The sequence below is a fragment of the Microbacterium sp. LTA6 genome, from assembly GCF_045690355.1.
Taxonomy (GTDB): domain Bacteria; phylum Actinomycetota; class Actinomycetes; order Actinomycetales; family Microbacteriaceae; genus Microbacterium.
The window spans coordinates 834,350-851,951 of record NZ_CP147855.1 but is presented as its reverse complement, the minus strand read 5'-3'; the positions used below and the strand labels follow the sequence as shown (position 1 = coordinate 851,951).

17 protein-coding genes are annotated in these 17,602 nt (G+C 68.1%); 11 read left to right on the top strand and 6 right to left on the bottom strand.

Going from position 1 to position 17,602, the window contains the following annotated elements:
* Positions 1–146: 146 nt before the first annotated feature.
* Positions 147–575: a DUF1761 domain-containing protein gene (locus LTA6_RS03975; RefSeq protein ID WP_341976247.1), complete on the top strand. Its 429-nt coding sequence runs from the start codon at positions 147–149 to the stop codon at positions 573–575.
* A 187-nt stretch (positions 576–762) separates the two neighbouring features.
* On the opposite strand, the gene purQ is transcribed toward LTA6_RS03975, so the two are convergent.
* The 3 genes from purQ to LTA6_RS03960 form a co-directional block, all read right to left on the bottom strand.
* Positions 763–1,470, bottom strand: coding sequence for a phosphoribosylformylglycinamidine synthase subunit PurQ (purQ, locus tag LTA6_RS03970; protein ID WP_341976246.1), 708 nt, complete (start codon positions 1,468–1,470; stop codon positions 763–765).
* Complete coding sequence (purS, locus tag LTA6_RS03965) at positions 1,467–1,715, bottom strand: phosphoribosylformylglycinamidine synthase subunit PurS (protein ID WP_341976245.1); 249 nt, start codon at positions 1,713–1,715, stop codon at positions 1,467–1,469. The genes purQ and purS overlap by 4 nt, the downstream gene beginning before the upstream one ends.
* 72 nt (positions 1,716–1,787) lie before the next feature.
* Complete coding sequence (locus tag LTA6_RS03960) at positions 1,788–2,318, bottom strand: adenine phosphoribosyltransferase (RefSeq protein WP_341976244.1); 531 nt, start codon at positions 2,316–2,318, stop codon at positions 1,788–1,790.
* Positions 2,319–2,499: 181 nt separating this feature from the next.
* Between LTA6_RS03960 and LTA6_RS03955 the strand changes: the two genes are divergently transcribed.
* The 6 genes from LTA6_RS03955 to LTA6_RS03930 all read left to right on the top strand — a co-directional run bounded on the left by LTA6_RS03955 (position 2,500) and on the right by LTA6_RS03930 (position 9,368).
* A complete protein-coding gene (locus tag LTA6_RS03955) occupies positions 2,500–3,777 on the top strand; it encodes an ABC transporter substrate-binding protein (protein WP_341976243.1) in 1,278 nt (425 codons plus the stop codon).
* 136 nt (positions 3,778–3,913) lie between these two features.
* Positions 3,914–4,900: a sugar ABC transporter permease gene (locus LTA6_RS03950; protein ID WP_341976242.1), complete on the top strand. Its 987-nt coding sequence runs from the start codon at positions 3,914–3,916 to the stop codon at positions 4,898–4,900.
* Positions 4,897–5,829 (top strand): carbohydrate ABC transporter permease, encoded by a 933-nt coding sequence (locus LTA6_RS03945; protein ID WP_341976241.1) that lies wholly within the window; start codon positions 4,897–4,899, stop codon positions 5,827–5,829. The genes LTA6_RS03950 and LTA6_RS03945 overlap by 4 nt, the downstream gene beginning before the upstream one ends.
* A 5-nt stretch (positions 5,830–5,834) precedes the next feature.
* Positions 5,835–7,247 (top strand): GH1 family beta-glucosidase, encoded by a 1,413-nt coding sequence (locus tag LTA6_RS03940; protein ID WP_407358674.1) that lies wholly within the window; start codon positions 5,835–5,837, stop codon positions 7,245–7,247.
* Positions 7,248–7,320: 73 nt separating this feature from the next.
* Positions 7,321–8,319 (top strand): LacI family DNA-binding transcriptional regulator, encoded by a 999-nt coding sequence (locus LTA6_RS03935; protein ID WP_341976238.1) that lies wholly within the window; start codon positions 7,321–7,323, stop codon positions 8,317–8,319.
* A gap of 389 nt (positions 8,320–8,708) precedes the next feature.
* On the top strand, positions 8,709–9,368 hold the full coding sequence (locus tag LTA6_RS03930) for a TetR/AcrR family transcriptional regulator (protein ID WP_341976237.1): 660 nt from the start codon (positions 8,709–8,711) through the stop codon (positions 9,366–9,368).
* Positions 9,369–9,380: 12 nt separating this feature from the next.
* Here LTA6_RS03930 and LTA6_RS03925 read toward each other — a convergent pair whose 3' ends face one another.
* The gene (locus tag LTA6_RS03925) at positions 9,381–10,037 is read right to left on the bottom strand and encodes a GntR family transcriptional regulator (RefSeq protein ID WP_341976236.1); all 657 of its coding nucleotides are present in this window, start codon (positions 10,035–10,037) and stop codon (positions 9,381–9,383) included.
* 134 nt (positions 10,038–10,171) lie between these two features.
* On the opposite strand from LTA6_RS03925, the gene LTA6_RS03920 reads away from it, so the two are divergent.
* From LTA6_RS03920 to LTA6_RS03905, 4 genes are read left to right on the top strand one after another with little or no spacing between them, the layout of a single operon-like run.
* On the top strand, positions 10,172–11,464 hold the full coding sequence (locus LTA6_RS03920; protein WP_407358673.1) for an NRAMP family divalent metal transporter: 1,293 nt from the start codon (positions 10,172–10,174) through the stop codon (positions 11,462–11,464).
* A gap of 4 nt (positions 11,465–11,468) precedes the next feature.
* Positions 11,469–12,233: a LamB/YcsF family protein gene (locus tag LTA6_RS03915; RefSeq protein ID WP_407358672.1), complete on the top strand. Its 765-nt coding sequence runs from the start codon at positions 11,469–11,471 to the stop codon at positions 12,231–12,233.
* A 51-nt stretch (positions 12,234–12,284) separates the two neighbouring features.
* Complete coding sequence (locus tag LTA6_RS03910) at positions 12,285–13,958, top strand: carboxyltransferase domain-containing protein (protein ID WP_407358671.1); 1,674 nt, start codon at positions 12,285–12,287, stop codon at positions 13,956–13,958.
* On the top strand, positions 13,955–15,667 hold the full coding sequence (locus LTA6_RS03905; protein ID WP_407358670.1) for an acetyl/propionyl/methylcrotonyl-CoA carboxylase subunit alpha: 1,713 nt from the start codon (positions 13,955–13,957) through the stop codon (positions 15,665–15,667). The genes LTA6_RS03910 and LTA6_RS03905 overlap by 4 nt, the downstream gene beginning before the upstream one ends.
* 21 nt (positions 15,668–15,688) lie before the next feature.
* Here LTA6_RS03905 and LTA6_RS03900 read toward each other — a convergent pair whose 3' ends face one another.
* Complete coding sequence (locus LTA6_RS03900; RefSeq protein ID WP_407358669.1) at positions 15,689–16,753, bottom strand: hypothetical protein; 1,065 nt, start codon at positions 16,751–16,753, stop codon at positions 15,689–15,691.
* Positions 16,726–17,598, bottom strand: a complete 873-nt coding sequence (locus tag LTA6_RS03895) for a DUF1266 domain-containing protein (RefSeq protein ID WP_407358668.1) — start codon at positions 17,596–17,598, stop codon at positions 16,726–16,728. The genes LTA6_RS03900 and LTA6_RS03895 overlap by 28 nt, the downstream gene beginning before the upstream one ends.
* Positions 17,599–17,602 lie beyond the last annotated feature (4 nt).

Here is a 17,602-nt window from a genome sequence, read left to right as displayed (position 1 = left end):
GCAAACGCTTACAGTCTTGGTAGATGCGGGATCGAATCGGTTCGGTGAGGTCTTGCGCCTGCGTGCCTCTGCCGCGCTTGCAGGCGCAGGGCTACGCTCAGCGCAAGACGGGTCTTCCGGATCCGTCCTGACGGCGAGGAGACATCATGGTTCCTGAGATCAACTACTGGGCGGTGCTGCTGGCGACGGCGTCGAGCATGCTCGTCGGATCGATCTGGTACGCGCCGAAGGTCTTCGGCACGCGCTGGTCGAAACTGGCGAACGTCGACATGGACAAGCCCGCGGCGAGTGCGACGATGGCCATCATCACGACCGTGATCGTGAGCTTCATCACCGCATGGGTGCTCGCCGGTGCGACGGCGATCGCCTGGCACTTCTACGAGGGGTCATTCTTCGGTGCGGCCGTCATCACCGCGGTCACGCTGTGGGCCGGGTTCACCGCGGCGCGTTTCATCACGCACGACGCGTTCGAAGGGCGCCCGACGGCGCTGACCACGATGAACATCGCACACGAACTCGTCACGGTCCTCGTGATGGCCGTGCTGATCGGGGTGTGGCCGCCGGCCCTCGGGTAGCGCCGAGCATCCGTCCCGCCTGCTGTGCCAGGTGCAGGGCCGAATCACGGATGCAGGATGAAACGCCGCTGATCGGTCCTGCATCCGTACGTTCGTCCTGCAAGTGGAACGCGACGGACGGATGCCGCGACGGACGGATGCCGCGGACGGACGGATGCCGCGGACGGACGGATGTTTCCGCGATGCCTTAAGCTGCGACGCGGGCGACCGCGGCGATCGCGCTCGCGAAGAAGCCGATGCCGTCGATGCCGGATCGCATCGCCGCTGCCGTGTCGGGGCCGAAGCCGGCCTCGGTCGCGTGCTCCGGATGCGGCATCAGACCGACGACGTTCCCAGCCTCGTTCGTGAGGCCGGCGATGTCGCGGAGCGAGCCGTTCGGGTTCACCCCGGCGTAGCGGAAGGCGACGAGGCCCTCGCCTTCGATGCGGTCGAGTGTCTGTTCGTCGGCGATGTAGCCGCCGTCGGCGTTCTTGAGCGGGATCACGATCTCCTGACCCGCGCGGAAGGTGTTCGTCCACGCGGTGTCGGAGTTCTCGACCGTCAGCCTCTGGTCGCGGCGCACGAAGTGCTGGTGGCCGTTGCGGATCAGGCCGCCGGGCAGCAGGTGCGCCTCGACGAGCATCTGGAAGCCGTTGCAGATGCCGAGGACGGGCATGCCCTTGGCTGCGGCATCCTTCACCTCGGCCATGATCGGCGAGAGAGCGGCGATCGCGCCGGCTCGCAGGTAGTCGCCGTAGCTGAAGCCACCGGGAAGCACGAGGGCGTCGACACCGTCGAGGTCGTGCGAACCGTGCCAGAGCGCGACGGGCTCGGCCCCCGCGATGCGGACGGCGCGCTGCGCGTCGCGGTCGTCGAGCGAGCCGGGGAAGGTGATGACACCGATGCGGACGGTCACTCGGCGACCTCGATGCCGACGACGTCTTCGATCACGGAGTTGGAGAGCACCTCGTCTGCGATGCGCTTGGCCTCGGCGAGAATCTCGTCGGTGACCTCGCCCTCGACGGTGAGTTCGAAGCGTTTTCCGATGCGGACATCGGTGAAGCCCTCGACGCCCAGGCGTGCGAACGCTCCGGAGACGGCCTTCCCCTGCGGGTCGAGCAGTTCGGGCTTGGGCATGACGTCGACGACGATGATGGGCATGAACGGCTCCAGAAGTCGCGGGAAGGCTGGCCGCCTCAGTCTACCGGCCCGCGGCATCCCCCCACGCGGCGGTCAGGAGCGGAAGACCGTGTGCACGTCGCCGATGACGTCGCGGCCGCCGAGGCCCTGGATCTCGAAGAGCACCGAGATGCCGGCGACCTGGCAGCCGAGGCGCTCGAGGATCTGGCGACCGGCCGCGAGAGTGCCGCCGGTGGCGAGCACGTCGTCGATGAGCAGAACGCGTGACCCCGCCGGCAGATCATCGTGCATCTCGATCGTCGCGGTGCCGTACTCGAGGGCGTAGTCGACGGATGCCGCCGGCCGGGGCAGTTTGCCCGCCTTGCGGATCGGGATGAACCCGACTCCGGCGGCGATCGCGGCGGCTCCGGCCAGGATGAACCCGCGCGCCTCGACGCCGGCGACCACATCGAACTGGCCGGCGAACGGCTCGATGATGGCCTCGATCGTGACGCGCAGTGCCTCGGCATCCGCCAGCAACGGCGTGATGTCGCGGAACACGATGCCCGGCTGCGGGTAGTCCGGCACAGAGCGGATCAGCGTTTCGGCGCGGACGAGGGAAGGCGACAGTTCGGCGGGAGGCACCGGGCAAGGTTACCCCGCTGAGGGTCCGCGAGCCCTGTCGATCGGTGTCGCTTGACTTTCGTGGGAGCGCTCCCATACAGTGGCTGACACCTCGTGGGAGCGCTCCCACGGTATTGAAGATCAACGCCGTGCGCCCACGACCTGCACCACTGCATCCCATCCACACACAAAGGAGTGACCTGTGAATACACGCGCCCAACGGCGGATCCTCACGACGGCCGCCGTCGCCTCCATCTCTGCTCTCGCCCTCGCCGGCTGCGCATCCGGCGCGGAGGGCGGCAGCAGCGACCCGAACGACGAGGTGACGCTGACCGTCGCCACGTTCAACGACTTCGGCTACACCGACGAGCTCCTCCAGGAGTACATGGACGAGCACCCTAACGTGAAGATCGTGCACAACCGCGCCGCGACCAGCAACGACGCACGCGAGAACTACTTCCAGAAGCTCGGCAAGACCGGTCTCGCCGACATCGAGGCCATCGAGGTCGACTGGCTCCCCGAGGTCATGAAGTACTCCGACCTGCTCGCTCCGGTCGGCGACGACCTCAAGGACCGCTGGCTGGACTGGAAGACCGAGGCGGCGACGGATGCCGAGGGCAACCTCATCGGCTACGGCACCGACATCGGCCCCGAGGGCGTCTGCTACCGCACCGACCTGTTCGCCGCGGCCGGCCTGCCGACCGACCGCGAGGAAGTCGCCGCTCTCCTCGAGGGGGACTGGGCGAAGTACTTCGAGGTCGGCCAGAAGTACACGGATGCCACGGGCAAGGCCTTCTTCGATTCGGCGGGCGGCACCTACCAGGGCATGATCAACCAGATCGAGGCCGCCTACGAGGACCCGAAGTCCGGTGACATCGTCGCCACCGAGAACGGCGAGGTCAAGGACATCTACGACCAGCTGCTCGCGGCCAGCAAGAGCCAGTCGGCGCACCTCGGCCAGTGGTCCGACGACTGGTTCGCCGGCGTCTCCAACGGCGCGTTCGCGACCATGCTCTGCCCCGGCTGGATGCTCGGTGTCATCGAGGGCAACGCGAAGGACGTCACCACCTGGGACATCGCCGACGTCTTCCCGAACGGCGGCGGCAACTGGGGCGGCTCGTACCTGACCGTCCCGTCCACCGGCAAGAACGTGGCCGCTGCCCAGGAGCTCGCAGACTGGCTGACCGCACCCGAGCAGCAGGTCAAGGCATTCGCGAATGCGGGAACCTTCCCGAGCCAGAACGACGCTCTCACCGACTCGACGCTGCTCGACAGCACCAACGAGTACTTCGGCGGGGCGCCGGTCGGTCAGATCCTCTCCGAGCGCGCGAAGGCCGTGACGGTCGCACCGTTCAAGGGCGAGTTCTACTTCCAGATCAACGACGCCATGCAGAAGGCGCTCACCCGCGTCGAGGACGGCACGCAGGATGCCACGACGAGCTGGGACCAGTGGGTCTCCGAAGTCGAGGCCATCAAGTAGCAAGCGCCCTCCGGTCGTTGAGCGAGCGGAGCGAGACGAAACGCGGCCACGCAATCACCGCGTTTCGTCTCGGTCGCTGCGCTCCCTCGCTCAACGACCGGAACCGGTCGAGCCATCGACGAACCCAAGGAACCTCATGACCGTCGCATCCGCCGCACCGCCGAGGCGAGTCGGCTTCAGTCAGCGCCGTGCGCGCTGGGATCTGAAGCTTTCGCCGTACCTCTACATCTCGCCGTTCTTCCTGCTCTTCCTCGTGGTCGGGATGTTCCCGATCGCCTATACCGCCGTCATCTCGTTCATGGACTGGGACCAGGTCCGCGGGAACGGCGAGTTCATCGGCTTCGAGCAGTACGCCTACATCCTCGGCCAGCCGAAGTTCTGGGTGGCGCTGCGCAATACATTCAGTATCTTCCTGCTCTCCAGCATCCCCCAGCTGATCGCGGCCGTCGCGATCGCCGCCGTGCTCGATCAGAACATCCGGGGGAAGACCTTCTGGCGGATGGGCGTCCTGGTGCCGTACGTGATGGCGCCCGTCGCGGTGGCCCTCATCTTCAGCAACATGTTCGGCGACAAGTACGGCATCGTGAACTCGCTGCTGGCCGACATCGGCATCGGTGCGATCCCCTGGCATTCCAACGCCTTCGCGAGTCACATCGCGATCGCGACCATGGTGAACTTCCGCTGGACCGGGTACAACACGCTCATCCTGCTCGCGGCGATGCAGGCCATCCCGCGGGACTACTACGAGGCGGCCACCGTCGACGGCGCCGGCAAGGTGCGCCAGTTCTTCGCGATCACGCTGCCGAGCCTGCGGCCGACGCTCATCTTCGTGATCATCACGTCGACGATCGGCGGCCTGCAGATCTTCGACGAGCCCCGCATGTACGACCAGTACGGCACCGGCGGCGCGAACAGCCAGTGGCTGACGATCACGCTGTACCTCTACAACATCGGCTGGGGGGAGTGGAACTTCGGCCGCGCCGCGGCGCTCGCGTGGATCCTCTTCGTCATCGTGCTGGTGATCGGCATGATCAACCTTCTCGTCACGCGGGCACTCGTCCGTGGCGATGCCGCGAACTCGGTCCGCACACCGATCAAGAAAAAGGGACGGATGCCGTCATGAGCGTGATCGACAAGACGGACGCCGTGGAAGAGACGAGTCCGCGTACTGGTCGGAGGGCCCTGGGCGGTTCGACGGGGGGTCGCAGTCGGAGGACCCGCCATGTGCGGGGCTCGCGTCCTGGGTGGATCGTCTACGCGACGCTCGGCATCGTGCTGCTCGGCAGTGTGTTCCCCTTCTACTGGTCCTTCCTCATCGGCTCGGGCGACGCCTATACCCTCCGCGATCCGAACATGTCGTGGATCCCTGGCGGGAACTTCTGGCAGAACGCTCTGGCTGTCATGAATGATCCGGCGGTGAACTTCTGGCGTGCGCTGTGGAACTCGATCTACACGTCGGCGCTGATCGCGGCATCCGTCGTGTTCTTCTCCACGCTCGCGGGTTGGGCGTTCGCGAAACTGAAGTTCAAGGGACGCGGCTGGCTGCTGGCGTTCGTCGTCGGAACGATGGCGGTGCCGACCCAGCTCGGCGTCGTGCCGCTCTACGTGCTGTTCAGCGAACTCGGCTGGACGGGCAGCACCGGCGCGATCATCATCCCGGCGCTGACGAGCGCGTTCGGCGTCTTCTGGATGACGCAGTACCTGGGGCAGGCGGTGCCGGACGAGCTCATCGAGGCGGCGCGCATGGATGGTGCATCCTCGTTCCGCACCTTCTGGACGATCGGCGTACCGGCGGCGCGGCCCGCAGCAGCGATGCTCGGGCTCTTCACATTCGTCTCGGCCTGGAACAACTTCTTCTGGCCCTTCATCGTGCTCGATCGCCAGGACCCGACGCTCCCCGTCGCCCTCTCCCTGCTCCAGTCGAACCACTTCGTCGACTACTCGATCGTGCTCGCCGGGGTGCTGCTCTCGACCATTCCGCTGCTCCTGCTCTTCGTCGTGGCTGGCCGTCAGCTGGTCAGTGGCATCATGCAGGGCGCAGTGAAAGGATGACCTCCATGACCCGACCCTTCCCAGAGAACTTCCTCTTCGGTGCCGCGACGGCCGCGTACCAGATCGAAGGTGCGGCGTTCGAAGACGGTCGCACGGCGTCGATCTGGGATGCGTTCGCCCGCGTGCCTGGCGCGGTGATCAACGCCGACAACGGCGACGTGGCCTGCGACCACTACCACCGGTACCCGCAGGACGTCGCGCTGATGAAGGAACTGGGGCTGCAGACGTACCGCTTCTCGACCTCGTGGTCGCGGGTTCGTCCTGACGGCGGAGCCGTCAACGCGAAGGGCGTCGACTTCTACAAGCGGCTCGTCGACGAGCTGCTCGGCAAGGACATCGTGCCGTGGCTGACCCTTTACCACTGGGACATGCCGCAGGCGCTGGAGCTGCACGGCGGCTGGACGAACCGCGACACCGTGAGCCGTTTCTTGGAGTACGCGGACACCATGCACGACGCCCTGGGTGATCGGGTGCACTACTGGACGACGCTCAACGAGCCGTGGTGCTCATCGTTCCTCTCCTACACCGCGGGGGTCCATGCCCCAGGGCGCATGGACGTCGGCGACGGGATGCTCGCCGCGCATCATCTCCTCCTGGCCCACGGCAAGACCGTGCAGGAGCTGCGTACGCGCGACCCGAAGCTCGAGCTCGGCATCACCCTGAACCTCACCGTCGCGGATCCCGCTGATCCGGATGCTCCCGCCGACATCGACGCCGCCCGTCGCATCGACGGACAGTTCAACCGCTGGTTCCTCGACCCGATCTTCCGCGGGAACTACCCCGACGACGTCATCCGCGACTTCCGCAAGGTCGACAGCGACGCAGTCTCCCGTTGGGAACAGGCGGTGCTGCCTGGCGATCTCGATGCGATCTCCACTCCGCTCGACGCCCTGGGCGTGAACTACTACCACGGCGAGATGGTGGCCGGAAGTGTTCCGGAGCAGGCGGCGCCAGGCGGCGATGCGCCGACGGAGCGGAAGACGGCCTCCCCGTTCCCGTCGACCGACGGCATCCACTGGGTCGAGCGCGGGCTGCCGCGCACCGCCATGGGGTGGGAGGTGCAGCCGGAAGGGCTGACCCGTCTGCTGCGACGCGTCTCCGACGAGTACGCCGACGGCATTCCGCTGTACGTCACCGAGAACGGCGCCGCCTACGATGACGTGCGCGAAGGCGACACGGTTCCGGATGCCGAGCGCCGTACATTCCTCGTCGAGCATGTCAAGGCGATCGTGGATGCGATCGACGCCGGCATCGACGTGCGCGGCTACTTCTACTGGTCGCTGCTCGACAATTACGAGTGGGCGTGGGGCTACGAGAAGCGCTTCGGCATCGTCCGCGTCGAGTACGACACCCAGGAGCGGATCCTCAAGGACAGCGGCCGGGAGTACGCTCGAATCATCGCAGCGCGCGCCGTGTGACCACGGTCGATCAGCCTTCCGTGAATCGATCTCGGCGGGCCGGCCGGGAACGTTGCGTCACAGGAGGATGCCGATGACGAGGGCGACGATCGAAGAGGTCGCCGCGACCGCCGGAGTGTCGCGCTCCACGGTTTCGCGGGTCGTCAACGGCTCGACGGCGGTGAGCGCGGAAGCACTCACCGCGGTGCAGGATGCGATCCAGCGTCTGAACTACGTGCCGAACCGTGCGGCGCGAACCCTCGCCAGTCGGCAGACGCACGCCATCGCGCTGATCGTTCCCGAAGACACCACGCGATTCTTCGGCGACCCGTTCTTCGCGGCCATCGTCGCCGGCATCAGCGCGCGGATGATCCGGTCGGACTACATCTTGAACCTTCTGATCGCCAGCGACGATCCAGGGGAGAAGACGACGAGCTTCGTGCGCAACGGGGGCGTCGACGGGGCGATCATCGTGTCGCACCACACCAGCGACTCCTTCGTGGACCGCATCGCCGAGTCGGTTCCGGTCGTGTTCGGCGGCCGGCCGATCACGGCGCGGCCCAACGACTACATGGTCGACGTCGACAATGTGCTGGGCGGCCGCGACGCAGCCCAGTACCTGATCGACCGCGGGCACCGTCGGATCGCCACCGTGACGGGATCACTGACGATGCCCGCAGCCGTCGACCGTCTTCATGGGTTCCGGGAGGCGCTCGCCGGGGCGGGTCTCGAGCCGGTCGCCGAGATCGACGGCGGGTTCAGTGAGGAGGGCGCTGCCGAGGCCGCGCGCCGGCTGCTGGCATCCGGGTCAGCCCTGCCCGATGCCATATTCGTGGCCAGCGACCTGATGGCGCGTGGTGTGCTGCAGGTGCTCCGCGGCGCAGGGGTCCGGGTTCCGGACGACGTCGCCGTCATCGGCTTCGACGACTCGCAGGTCGCGGTCGCGGTGGATCCGCCGCTCACCACGATCCGTCAGCCCATGTACGCGCAGGGCGAGACGATGGCTTCGGTCCTGCTCGACGTGCTCGCGGGCCTCGAGCCCGCGCACGCGACGATCCTGTCGACCGAACTCGTGGTGCGCGCCTCGGCGTAGGTTGCTCGGTTCAGGGGTTGCCCGGCCAGGGGCGCCCAGCCAGGGGTCGTCCGTGGCCGCATCCACGACCATTTGGCGGCCATCTGCGTCCCCACCCGGTGGGGAGGGGGCGCTGGTGGTCGCATCCGTCGCCGAATGGTGACCATCTGCGTCCCCTCATGCGCCGCGATGCCGGGCGGGGCCTCGGGTATCCGCCGCTGAGCAACACACGGGCGCGGGCCCGCTGCTCCCCCTGAACGGGCCCGCGCTCGTGGTCTGTGCTGGCTGCGCGCGAACGGCAGCGGCAACGAGGATGCTCGATCACTTAAGTTGAATGAGCATTCAACGAGTAATCTATACGGCAGAGAGCCCGTGAGGAAAATCCGGTGGTCACGGGAGGAGGATGCCGCATGGCCCGCTCCGAGGAGCAGAACCGAATCGCCCGCGAACGCTCGCGCGAGAGCATCCTGCAGGCGGCCGTCGAGCTTTTCAGCGAACGCGGCGTCGCCGGAGCGAGCATTGCCGAGATCACCGGTCGCGCGCGCGTCGCCCAGGGGCTGGTCAATTACTATTTCGGCGGCAAGGAGCAACTCGTCGCTGCCGTGATCGACCGCTGGTTCGACATGCTCTTCGGTCTCGCCCGCGCGCAGGGCGACGCCGATGCGCGACTGGCTGGCGTGATCGATTCGGCGTTGATGGCGACAGCCTTCGCCCTACCGTTGCAGCGCGCTGTGCTCGCCATGCAGCAGCAGCCGTCGACGCACCGGCTGTTCGCCGAGGCGGAAGAGCGGCATGCTGCGGCTGTCATCGCCGCGGAGGACGCGGTTCGAGACATGTTCCGGGAGCGGGGCGCCGATGACCCCGCTGTCGAAGAGATCATGCTGCGCACGACGCTCGAGGGCATCGTCGTGAAGTACGGGGTGTACGGCGCCACATATCCGCTGGAAGCCGCGCGGCGGTGGGTCTACCGGATCTACGATCTCCCCGCCCCGGCCGAGCCTCTCCCACTGGCGCCCGGATCAGGCGACGGTGAGCACCGGCCGCGGGCGGCCGGCGCCGTCACCGACTAGCCTCGGTGTCGCTCAGCCCTTGCCCATGCGCGCGAAGGCGCCGAGCACCGTGCGTTCGGACTGGACGAGATACCGCTCCAATTCCTCAGCACCCGCATCCGCCCCGTGTTCGAGAAAGGCCGTGAGCACGGCGCGGTTCCTGCGTACGAAGGGCTCGTGCAACGAACGCGGATCGTCGATCTCGAGGAAGGCGAGACGCAGCTCGGCTGCGACGTCGCGGTAGGTGCGAGCCAGGCGGGGGCTGTCGGCGAGGTCGACGATGGCCACGTGGAACGCCATGTTCGCGCTTCCGACCTCACGCCACGCTGCCTCATCGCGCGGGGTGGCGCGGGAGATCCCGGCCTCGGCGGCCTCGACGGCATCGCGCATGCGCTGGACGGCAGGATGTTCGGGCTCGGAGTGCCGCAGTGCGGTGCATTCGATGACCCGGCGAGCGCGGTAGATGTCGACCACGTCGGCGATCGTGGGAGAGGCCACCGAGACCCCGCGATGGGGGATGTGTTCGATCAGCCCCTGTTCCTCGAGGACGCGGAAAGCCTCGCGGAGTGTGTTCCGGGAGACCTCGAAGCGCTCGGCGAGAACCGTTTCAGAGAGGCGTGCGCCCGGTGAGAACTCGCCGTCGATGATCTGCTGGCGAAGGACGTCGGCCAGCACTGCCTGTTGTGCCACGGCATCAGCGTAGGGCAGTTCCCGGCTGCATCCTCCGCTCTACGTTGAAAATTGTTGAACAATCTTGCCGGGAATGTTCTACACTCTTGGAAACCCGCACTTGACCCGCACCCGCCAATGACGATGGGAACCTCATGTCCGAGCAGACTCCTGCTGCCGCCCCTCCCGCCACTTCCACCCCCGAAGACGATGCGCGACTGGCCGCCGCGAAGAAGCGTGTGGGCCGCAGCGCCGTCATCGGCGCGATCTTCCTCATGGCGACCTCCGCCATCGGCCCGGGGTTCATCACCCAGACCGCCACGTTCACCGCGACGATGGGCGCCGCGTTCGCGTTCGCGATCCTGATCTCGATCCTGGTCGACATCGCGGTGCAGCTGAACATCTGGCGGATGATCACCTCGTCAGGCAAGCGCGCCGGCGAGCTGGCGAACTCCGCGATCCCGTTCTCCGGTCATGTGATCGCCGTGCTCGTGGTCATCGGCGGCCTCGCCTTCAACATCGGTAACATCGCCGGCGGCGGGCTGGGGCTGAACGCCCTGCTCGGCATCGACGCGAAGCTCGGCGGCATGATCACCGGCGGCATCGCGATCGCGCTGTTCCTGGTGAAGCGCGCCGGCAAGGTCATGGACATCGTCGTGCTGATCCTCGGCGTCGGCATGATCATCATGACCGTGATCGTCGCCTTCATCACCAATCCGCCCGTCGGCGATGCGCTTCGGCAGACCTTCCTGCCTGACCAGCTGAACTTCGCCACGATCACCACGATCGTCGGCGGCACCGTCGGCGGGTACATCACGTACTCCGGCGCGCACCGCTACCTCGACTCCGGGCACACCGGACCTGCGTACGCCGGGCCGGTGATGAAGGCCGCAGCCAACGGCATCCTGGTCACCGGCCTGATGCGTTACGTGCTCTTCCTCGCGATCCTCGGGGTCGTGGCCTCCGGCGTGACCCTCGACCTCACCACCAACGCTGCCAACCCCGCGGGGCAGGCCTTCGGCGCGGCTCTGGGCGATGGCGGCATCCGCATCTTCGGAGCGATCTTCTGGGCGGCCGCGATCAGCTCGGTCATCGGTGCGGCATACACCTCGGCGACCTTCCTCTCCACGTTCAACAAGAAGCTCGCCGGCGGATGGCCGTTGCAGTTGGCGACCGTCGCCTTCATCGTGGTGTCGTTCATCGTCTACGTGTCGATCGGCACCGCCCCGGCAGCGATCCTGGTCTTCGTCGGCGGATTCAACGGGCTCATCCTCCCGATCGGACTCACCGTCTTCATCTACATCGGCTGGTTCCGTCGCGACCTGCTCGGCGCCAAGAAGTACCCGATCTGGCTCCTGGTCGCCGGGACCCTGGCCACCGCGCTCACCTGGTACATGGGCGCCGTCTCGATCGTCCCCATCTTCGCGCTGCTGGGAACCGGAGCGTGATCTGATGACGACCATCGATCTGAACTCGGACCTCGGGGAGAACGTTCCCGACCGGATCGTGAGCGACGACGACGCGATGCTCGCAATCGTCACCAGCGCCAACGTCTCCTGCGGCTTCCACGCCGGTAGCCCGGAGGGGATCCGGGCGACCGTCGCCGCCGCGGTGCGCAACGGCGTCACGATCGGCGCGCACCCGGGTTACCGTGACTACGAGAACTTCGGTCGCACGAATGTCGACATCGACTCCGCGACGCTGCAGGCGCACGTCGAGTACCAGCTCGGCGCGCTGGAAGGCCTCACCCGCTCGGTCGGCGGCACCGTCGCCTACGTCAAGCCCCATGGCGCGCTCTACAACACCATCGCCCGCGACGAACGTCAGGCGAAGGATGTCGTCGCGGCGATCCGTGCCGTGAATCCAGGGCTCGTGCTGCTGGGTCTCGCCGGCGGAGTCGTTCTCGACGTCGCCCGACGTGCGGGTCTCGCCGTCGCGGCCGAGGCCTTCGCCGACCGGGCCTATCTGCCGGACGGTCAGCTGGTCTCGCGAACGCAGGAGGGCGCGGTGCTGCACGATGCGTCCGCCGTCGCCGAGCGGATGCTGCGACTGGCGCAAGAGGGGGTCGTCCGCGCGATCGACGGGACCGACGTGCGGGTGGAAGCGCAATCGATCTGCGTGCACGGCGACAGCCGCGGATCCGTGGCGATGGCGGCGGAGACGCGGCGCCTGCTCGAAAGCGCCGGCATCGCCATCGCGCCGTTCGCCGGAGTCTGAGATGACGCTCCCGTCCATCACAGGCCCTCACGATGCGGAGCGCCGCGGCTGATGCGCATCCTCACGGCATCCGATCGGGCTCTTCTCGTCGAGGCGGCCGACCTCGACGAGGCCATGCGGCTCAATCTCGCCTGGGCGGACGTTGCGGGGATCGACGAGCTCATCCCCGCTGCCCGCACTGTCCTGGTGCGGTTCGACCCGCTGCGGATCTCGGCATCCGAGCTCGCGACAGTTCTCAGGGCCGCGCGCATCGACGCCGCCCACGTGCCGCACGTCCGGGAAGTGACCATCCCGGTGCGCTACGACGGTGAAGACCTGGAGGACGTGTCGACTCTGCTCGGTGTGTCCGTCGAGGCGGTGATCGGCCGGCACCTCGCGGCCGAATGGCAGGTCGCGTTCTCCGGCTTCGCGCCCGGATTCGGATACGCGGTCTCGTCGGATCCGCTGTTCGACGTGCCCCGACGTTCCTCGCCCCGCATGCGGGTTCCCGCGGGCTCCGTCGCACTCGCGGGGCACTTCACCGGCGTGTACCCGAGGGAGAGTCCGGGTGGCTGGCAGCTGATCGGACACACGGATGCGGCGATGTGGGACATCGACCGCGATCCGCCGGCGCTCCTCTCGCCGGGCACGTCGGTGCGCTTCGAGCGGGCTGACCGGGAAGCCGTCGTGACGGGGAGTCGAACGCCGGAGACTGCGTTTCGTCTCGGTCGCTCCGCTCCCTCGCTCAACGACCAGAATGACAACCCGCGGTCGTTGAGCGAGCGAAGCGAGTCGAAACGCGCCTCTCCGAGCGCGACGTCAGCCCCGCGCATCGAGATCGTCCGCGCCTCGCTGCAGCTGCTCGTGCAGGACCTCGGCCGCCCGGGGCACGCGGCCCTCGGCGTCTCGGCATCCGGCGCGGCCGACCGCACCGCGGTCCGCGACGCGAATCGCGCGGTGGGAAACGCCCCAGGGGCCGGCGTCCTGGAAAGCGTGGGCGGTGCGGTGCTCCGCTTCCACGGTGCGGACGTCGCCGCCGTCACCGGGGCGGTGGGGGAGATCACCCTCATCGACCGTGACGATGTGCGCCGCAGCATCCCGCACGGCGTGCCGTTCGCGCTCGCCGACGGCGACGAACTCCAGCTCGGGCATCCCGACCGTGGCCTGCGCTTCGTGATCGCGGTGCGCGGCGGGATCGTCGCCCCGTCCGCCCTCGGCAGTGTGTCCACCGACACTCTCGCCGGCCTCGGCCCGGAACCGTTGGCGGTCGGTGACGTCGTCGCCCTGGGCGACCCCCGTACGGCACCGCACGCGGTCTCCCCGCATCCGATCCCGCGTCGTCTGCCCGCGTCGGGGGAGACGGTCGAACTCGAGATCACGCTCGGTCCGCGCGACGACTGGTTCACTGAGCCCGCCCTCGATGCGCTCCTCGGCCAGGACTGGGAGGTCACTCCGCGCTCCGATCGTGTCGGGATCCGGCTGCAGGGAGAAGTCCCGCTGGAGCGGGCCATCGCGGGCGAACTGCCCAGCGAAGGCGCTGTCACCGGCGCGATCCAGGTGCCCCCGGACGGTCAGCCGGTGCTGTTCCTGCCCGACCACCCGCTCACCGGCGGCTATCCGATCATCGGCGCACTCACCGATCGCAGTCTCGACCTCGCCGGGCAACTGCCGCCGGGCGTCCGCATTCGATTCGTCGCTGCGACCGGTGTCGAACCCGTCGCACACTCCGCAGAAGGAACATCATGAAGAAGATCCTGATCGCCAACCGCGGCGAGATCGCCGTCCGTGTCATCCGGGCGTGTGCTGAGGCGGGTCACCACTCGATCGCGGTGTACGCCGATCAGGATGCCGACGCGATGCACGTGCGTCTGGCCGACGAAGCCGCAGGACTCGGCGGCACGACGGCCGCCACCACCTACCTCTCCATCGACGCGCTGCTGGACGCCGCGAAGCGGACGGGAGCGGATGCCGTGCACCCCGGCTACGGCTTCCTCTCCGAGAGCGCCGAGTTCGCTCGGGCGGTCGAGGACGCCGGACTCGTCTGGATCGGCCCGGCGCCGGCGAGCATCGAGGCTCTGGGTGACAAGATGACGGCGCGCCGCATCGCGCAGCGCGTCGGAGCGCCGCTCGCAGCCGGCACCGATCAGCCGCTCGCCGGCCCGGCTGAGGCGGTCGCCTTCGCCGAGCAGCACGGACTCCCGATCGCGATCAAGGCCGCGTTCGGTGGCGGCGGGCGCGGGCTGAAGGTCGTCCGCGAGCTGGCAGAGGTCGCCGATGCCTTCGACGCGGCGACCCGTGAGGCGATCGCCGCGTTCGGCCGGGGCGAGTGCTTCGTGGAGCGGTTCCTGGAGAGTCCGCGTCACATCGAGGTGCAGGTGCTCGGCGACGGTCGCGGCACGGTGGTCGTCGTGGGCGACCGGGACTGCTCGATGCAGCGCCGCAATCAGAAGCTCATCGAAGAGGCCCCGGCGCCCGGCCTCACCGAAGAGCAGCGTTCTCTGATCCATCAGGCGTCGCGGGAGATCTGCGCCGAGGTGCAGTACCGCGGGGCGGGGACCGTCGAGTTCCTCCTCGCCGCGGATGGCACGATCTCCTTCCTCGAGGTGAACACCCGGCTCCAGGTGGAGCATCCGGTCACCGAAGAGGTCACCGGCGTCGACCTCGTGCGCGAGCAGTTCCGCATCGCGTTCGGCGAGGGGATGTCGATCTCCGCGACTCCGGCGCCCGTCGGGCACGCCTTCGAGTTCCGCATCAACGCCGAGGACCCTGGTCGCGGGTTCCTGCCGAGTCCCGGCCTCGTCGAGACGCTGCGCGTACCCGGCGGCCCCGGCGTGCGCTGGGACAGCGGCATCGAGGCGGGCGATGTCGTCCAGCCCGCCTTCGACTCGATGATCGCGAAGCTCATCGTGCACGCCGGCACGCGCGACGACGCCCTCGTGCGCGCTCGCAGGGCGCTGCGGGAGCTCATGGTCGAGGGTCCGTCGACCGTCATCCCGTTCGACAGGCTCGCACTCGACGAAGAGGCGTTCGCGACGGCGACCTTCGCCGTGCACACTCAGTGGATCGAGAGCACGCTGCTGCCCCGGCTCGAGCCTCAGCTGCGGCCCGCTCCGTTGGCGGATGCCGCGCTGCAGCGTTTCCCGGTCGAGATCGACGGTCGACGGGTGATGCTCGGCCTGCCGCTCACGCTGCTGGCGGGGTTCGGGCAGGGCGCGACGGTCGGATCGGATGCCCCCGGCCCGGATCTGCGCGAGCTGCGCGCCCCGGCACCCGGAACGATCGTGCGCTGGCTCGTCGAGGAGGGGGCGGAAGTCGCCGAGGGAACCCCCGTCGCCGTGATCGACGCGATGAAGATGGAGACCACGGTCGCCGCCCATCGAGCCGGCACTCTGTCGGCGCGCGCCGATGTCGGTTCCGCGGTCATGGCTGATGGACTGCTCGCCGTCATCCTCTGAATCCGCGCCCGGCGCCGCGCGTCAGCCGCCGCCCAGCATCCGCAGCACATCGCCGCCGAAGAACGTGAACGCGGTCATCCCTGCGGAGAGCAGGAGCACTCCCGCGGTGCCGGCGATCGCGATCGCAGAGATGCCGCGACCGGCGAGTCGCTGACCGCGCAGTCCGACCGAGACCCCCGCACGGGCCGCGAGTGCACCCGCGCTGTCGTCGCGGTACAGCTCGGTACGGGCGGCGAAGCGCCGGTGGAATTCTTCGGCGAGGACGAGCGCGGCCGTCATCGTTTCGGGGCGATCGAATCTCGTGCTGTTCGGCAGATACACGTAGAGCCGATCGGAGACGAGTTCGATCTCGGTGGCCGAGCCGAGGTCGAGCACCCGGGCCATCAGATCAGGGGTGAAGATGTAGAGCGCGTCCTGTTGATACCCCTGCGGGACGATGAGGCGGAAGATCTTCGCGAACTCCCCCTCGAGTTCCATTCGCGCGGCTCCTCGGCCGAGGCCCAGCGTCGGGATGATGCTGCGCTTCCGATTCGCCAGCACGATGTGCGGGACCGCGGTAGGGAGCGGCAGCTCGATGAAGGCGAACGGTCGCTGAATCGTCGCGGCTTCCTGGCCGCGCGCGATCGAGAAGTGCCTGCCGAGCTCGAACGGCATCCGCGGATCTTCGCACGCCACGACCGCTCGTTCCCGCCCGCGTGCGACGCGAGCGAACGCGGCGCCGGGGCGTCGAGTGCGCTCGAGGCTGTCGGCATAGGCCCAGCCGTTCTGCCACGCGAAGGCGGCGACCTTCACCCGGCGGCTCAGGTCGATGGCGTACCAGATGAAGCCGACGGCGGCGAGAAGCGGGTAGACGACGACGAATGCCCCGAGGACCGGGGCGACGGCGAGCACATCGTTGCGACCGAGCCACCAGAGCCCGGCGAGCATGGCCGCTGCGAACAGCAGCACCGCGATGAGGATGACGACGAAGCGCCGGTACAGCGGCGTGCCGCAGATGCGCTCGTACGCGAGGATGTCGCGGAATCCGGCGCTGCGTCGCAGCGGGTCCAGATCGACGGCTACCGGCTCCACGACAGCGTCGCCCACGGACCGTTGCGCTTCTCGGTGCCGGCCGCCTTGAAGTCCGACCAGCCGTCGCCGAACTTCTCGAACGACTTCTCGTCGACATCTCCGTCGCTCCAGTGCATGACACGGCCGGCGATGTAGCTGAGGCCGAAGTCCGCCCACGACGAGAAGGCTCCTCGGGACTCGCTGTTGATGCGGTGGATGATCGACCGCGCCTCGGCGACGTCACCGTGACCGAGGGCGACTCCCCAGGTGGTCATCGCGACGGCTTGCCCGATGGCGTAGCCGTCGAGGGTCTTCACGAAGAGGCCGGGGGTGACGATGTCCTTCCCGACGCGCTTGCGCACTTCCTGCTCGATGTACTCGATCGCCGTGACGAAGGCGCGGGCGTCGCGCTTGTCGCCGCCCTCCTCGACGATGGCGGCGAGCCATTCCTTCGCCTTCGGCGTGCGTCCCAGTCGCTCGGCCGCCGTCGCGCGCACGGCGAGGTAGAGGGTCCACATCTCGCGGCGGCGGCGCACCGTCGTCAAGCGCTCGATGTTCTCCAGCCAGTCCTCGCGGGTGGCCACGCCCCACTGGGCGACGAGGGCCGCTTTCTCGCGGTCGCCGAGGTCGGAGGCCGTCGGATCGTTCCACGGACCGGATGGCATGTTGGTGATCTGCAGGAATCCGAGCGCGATCTCGTTGGCCTCGGTGTCGGTCGTGGAGTACTGCTCGGATGCCTTCACCTTGGCGTCCGGCATGATCCACACCACGAGGAAGAACAGCACGACGACGCCGACGATCGCCCAGACCCACCACTGTCCGATGAGCCAGCCGATGATCGAGCCGAGGTCGTTGAGGTCGACGCGGGCAGAGGGGTGCATGGGC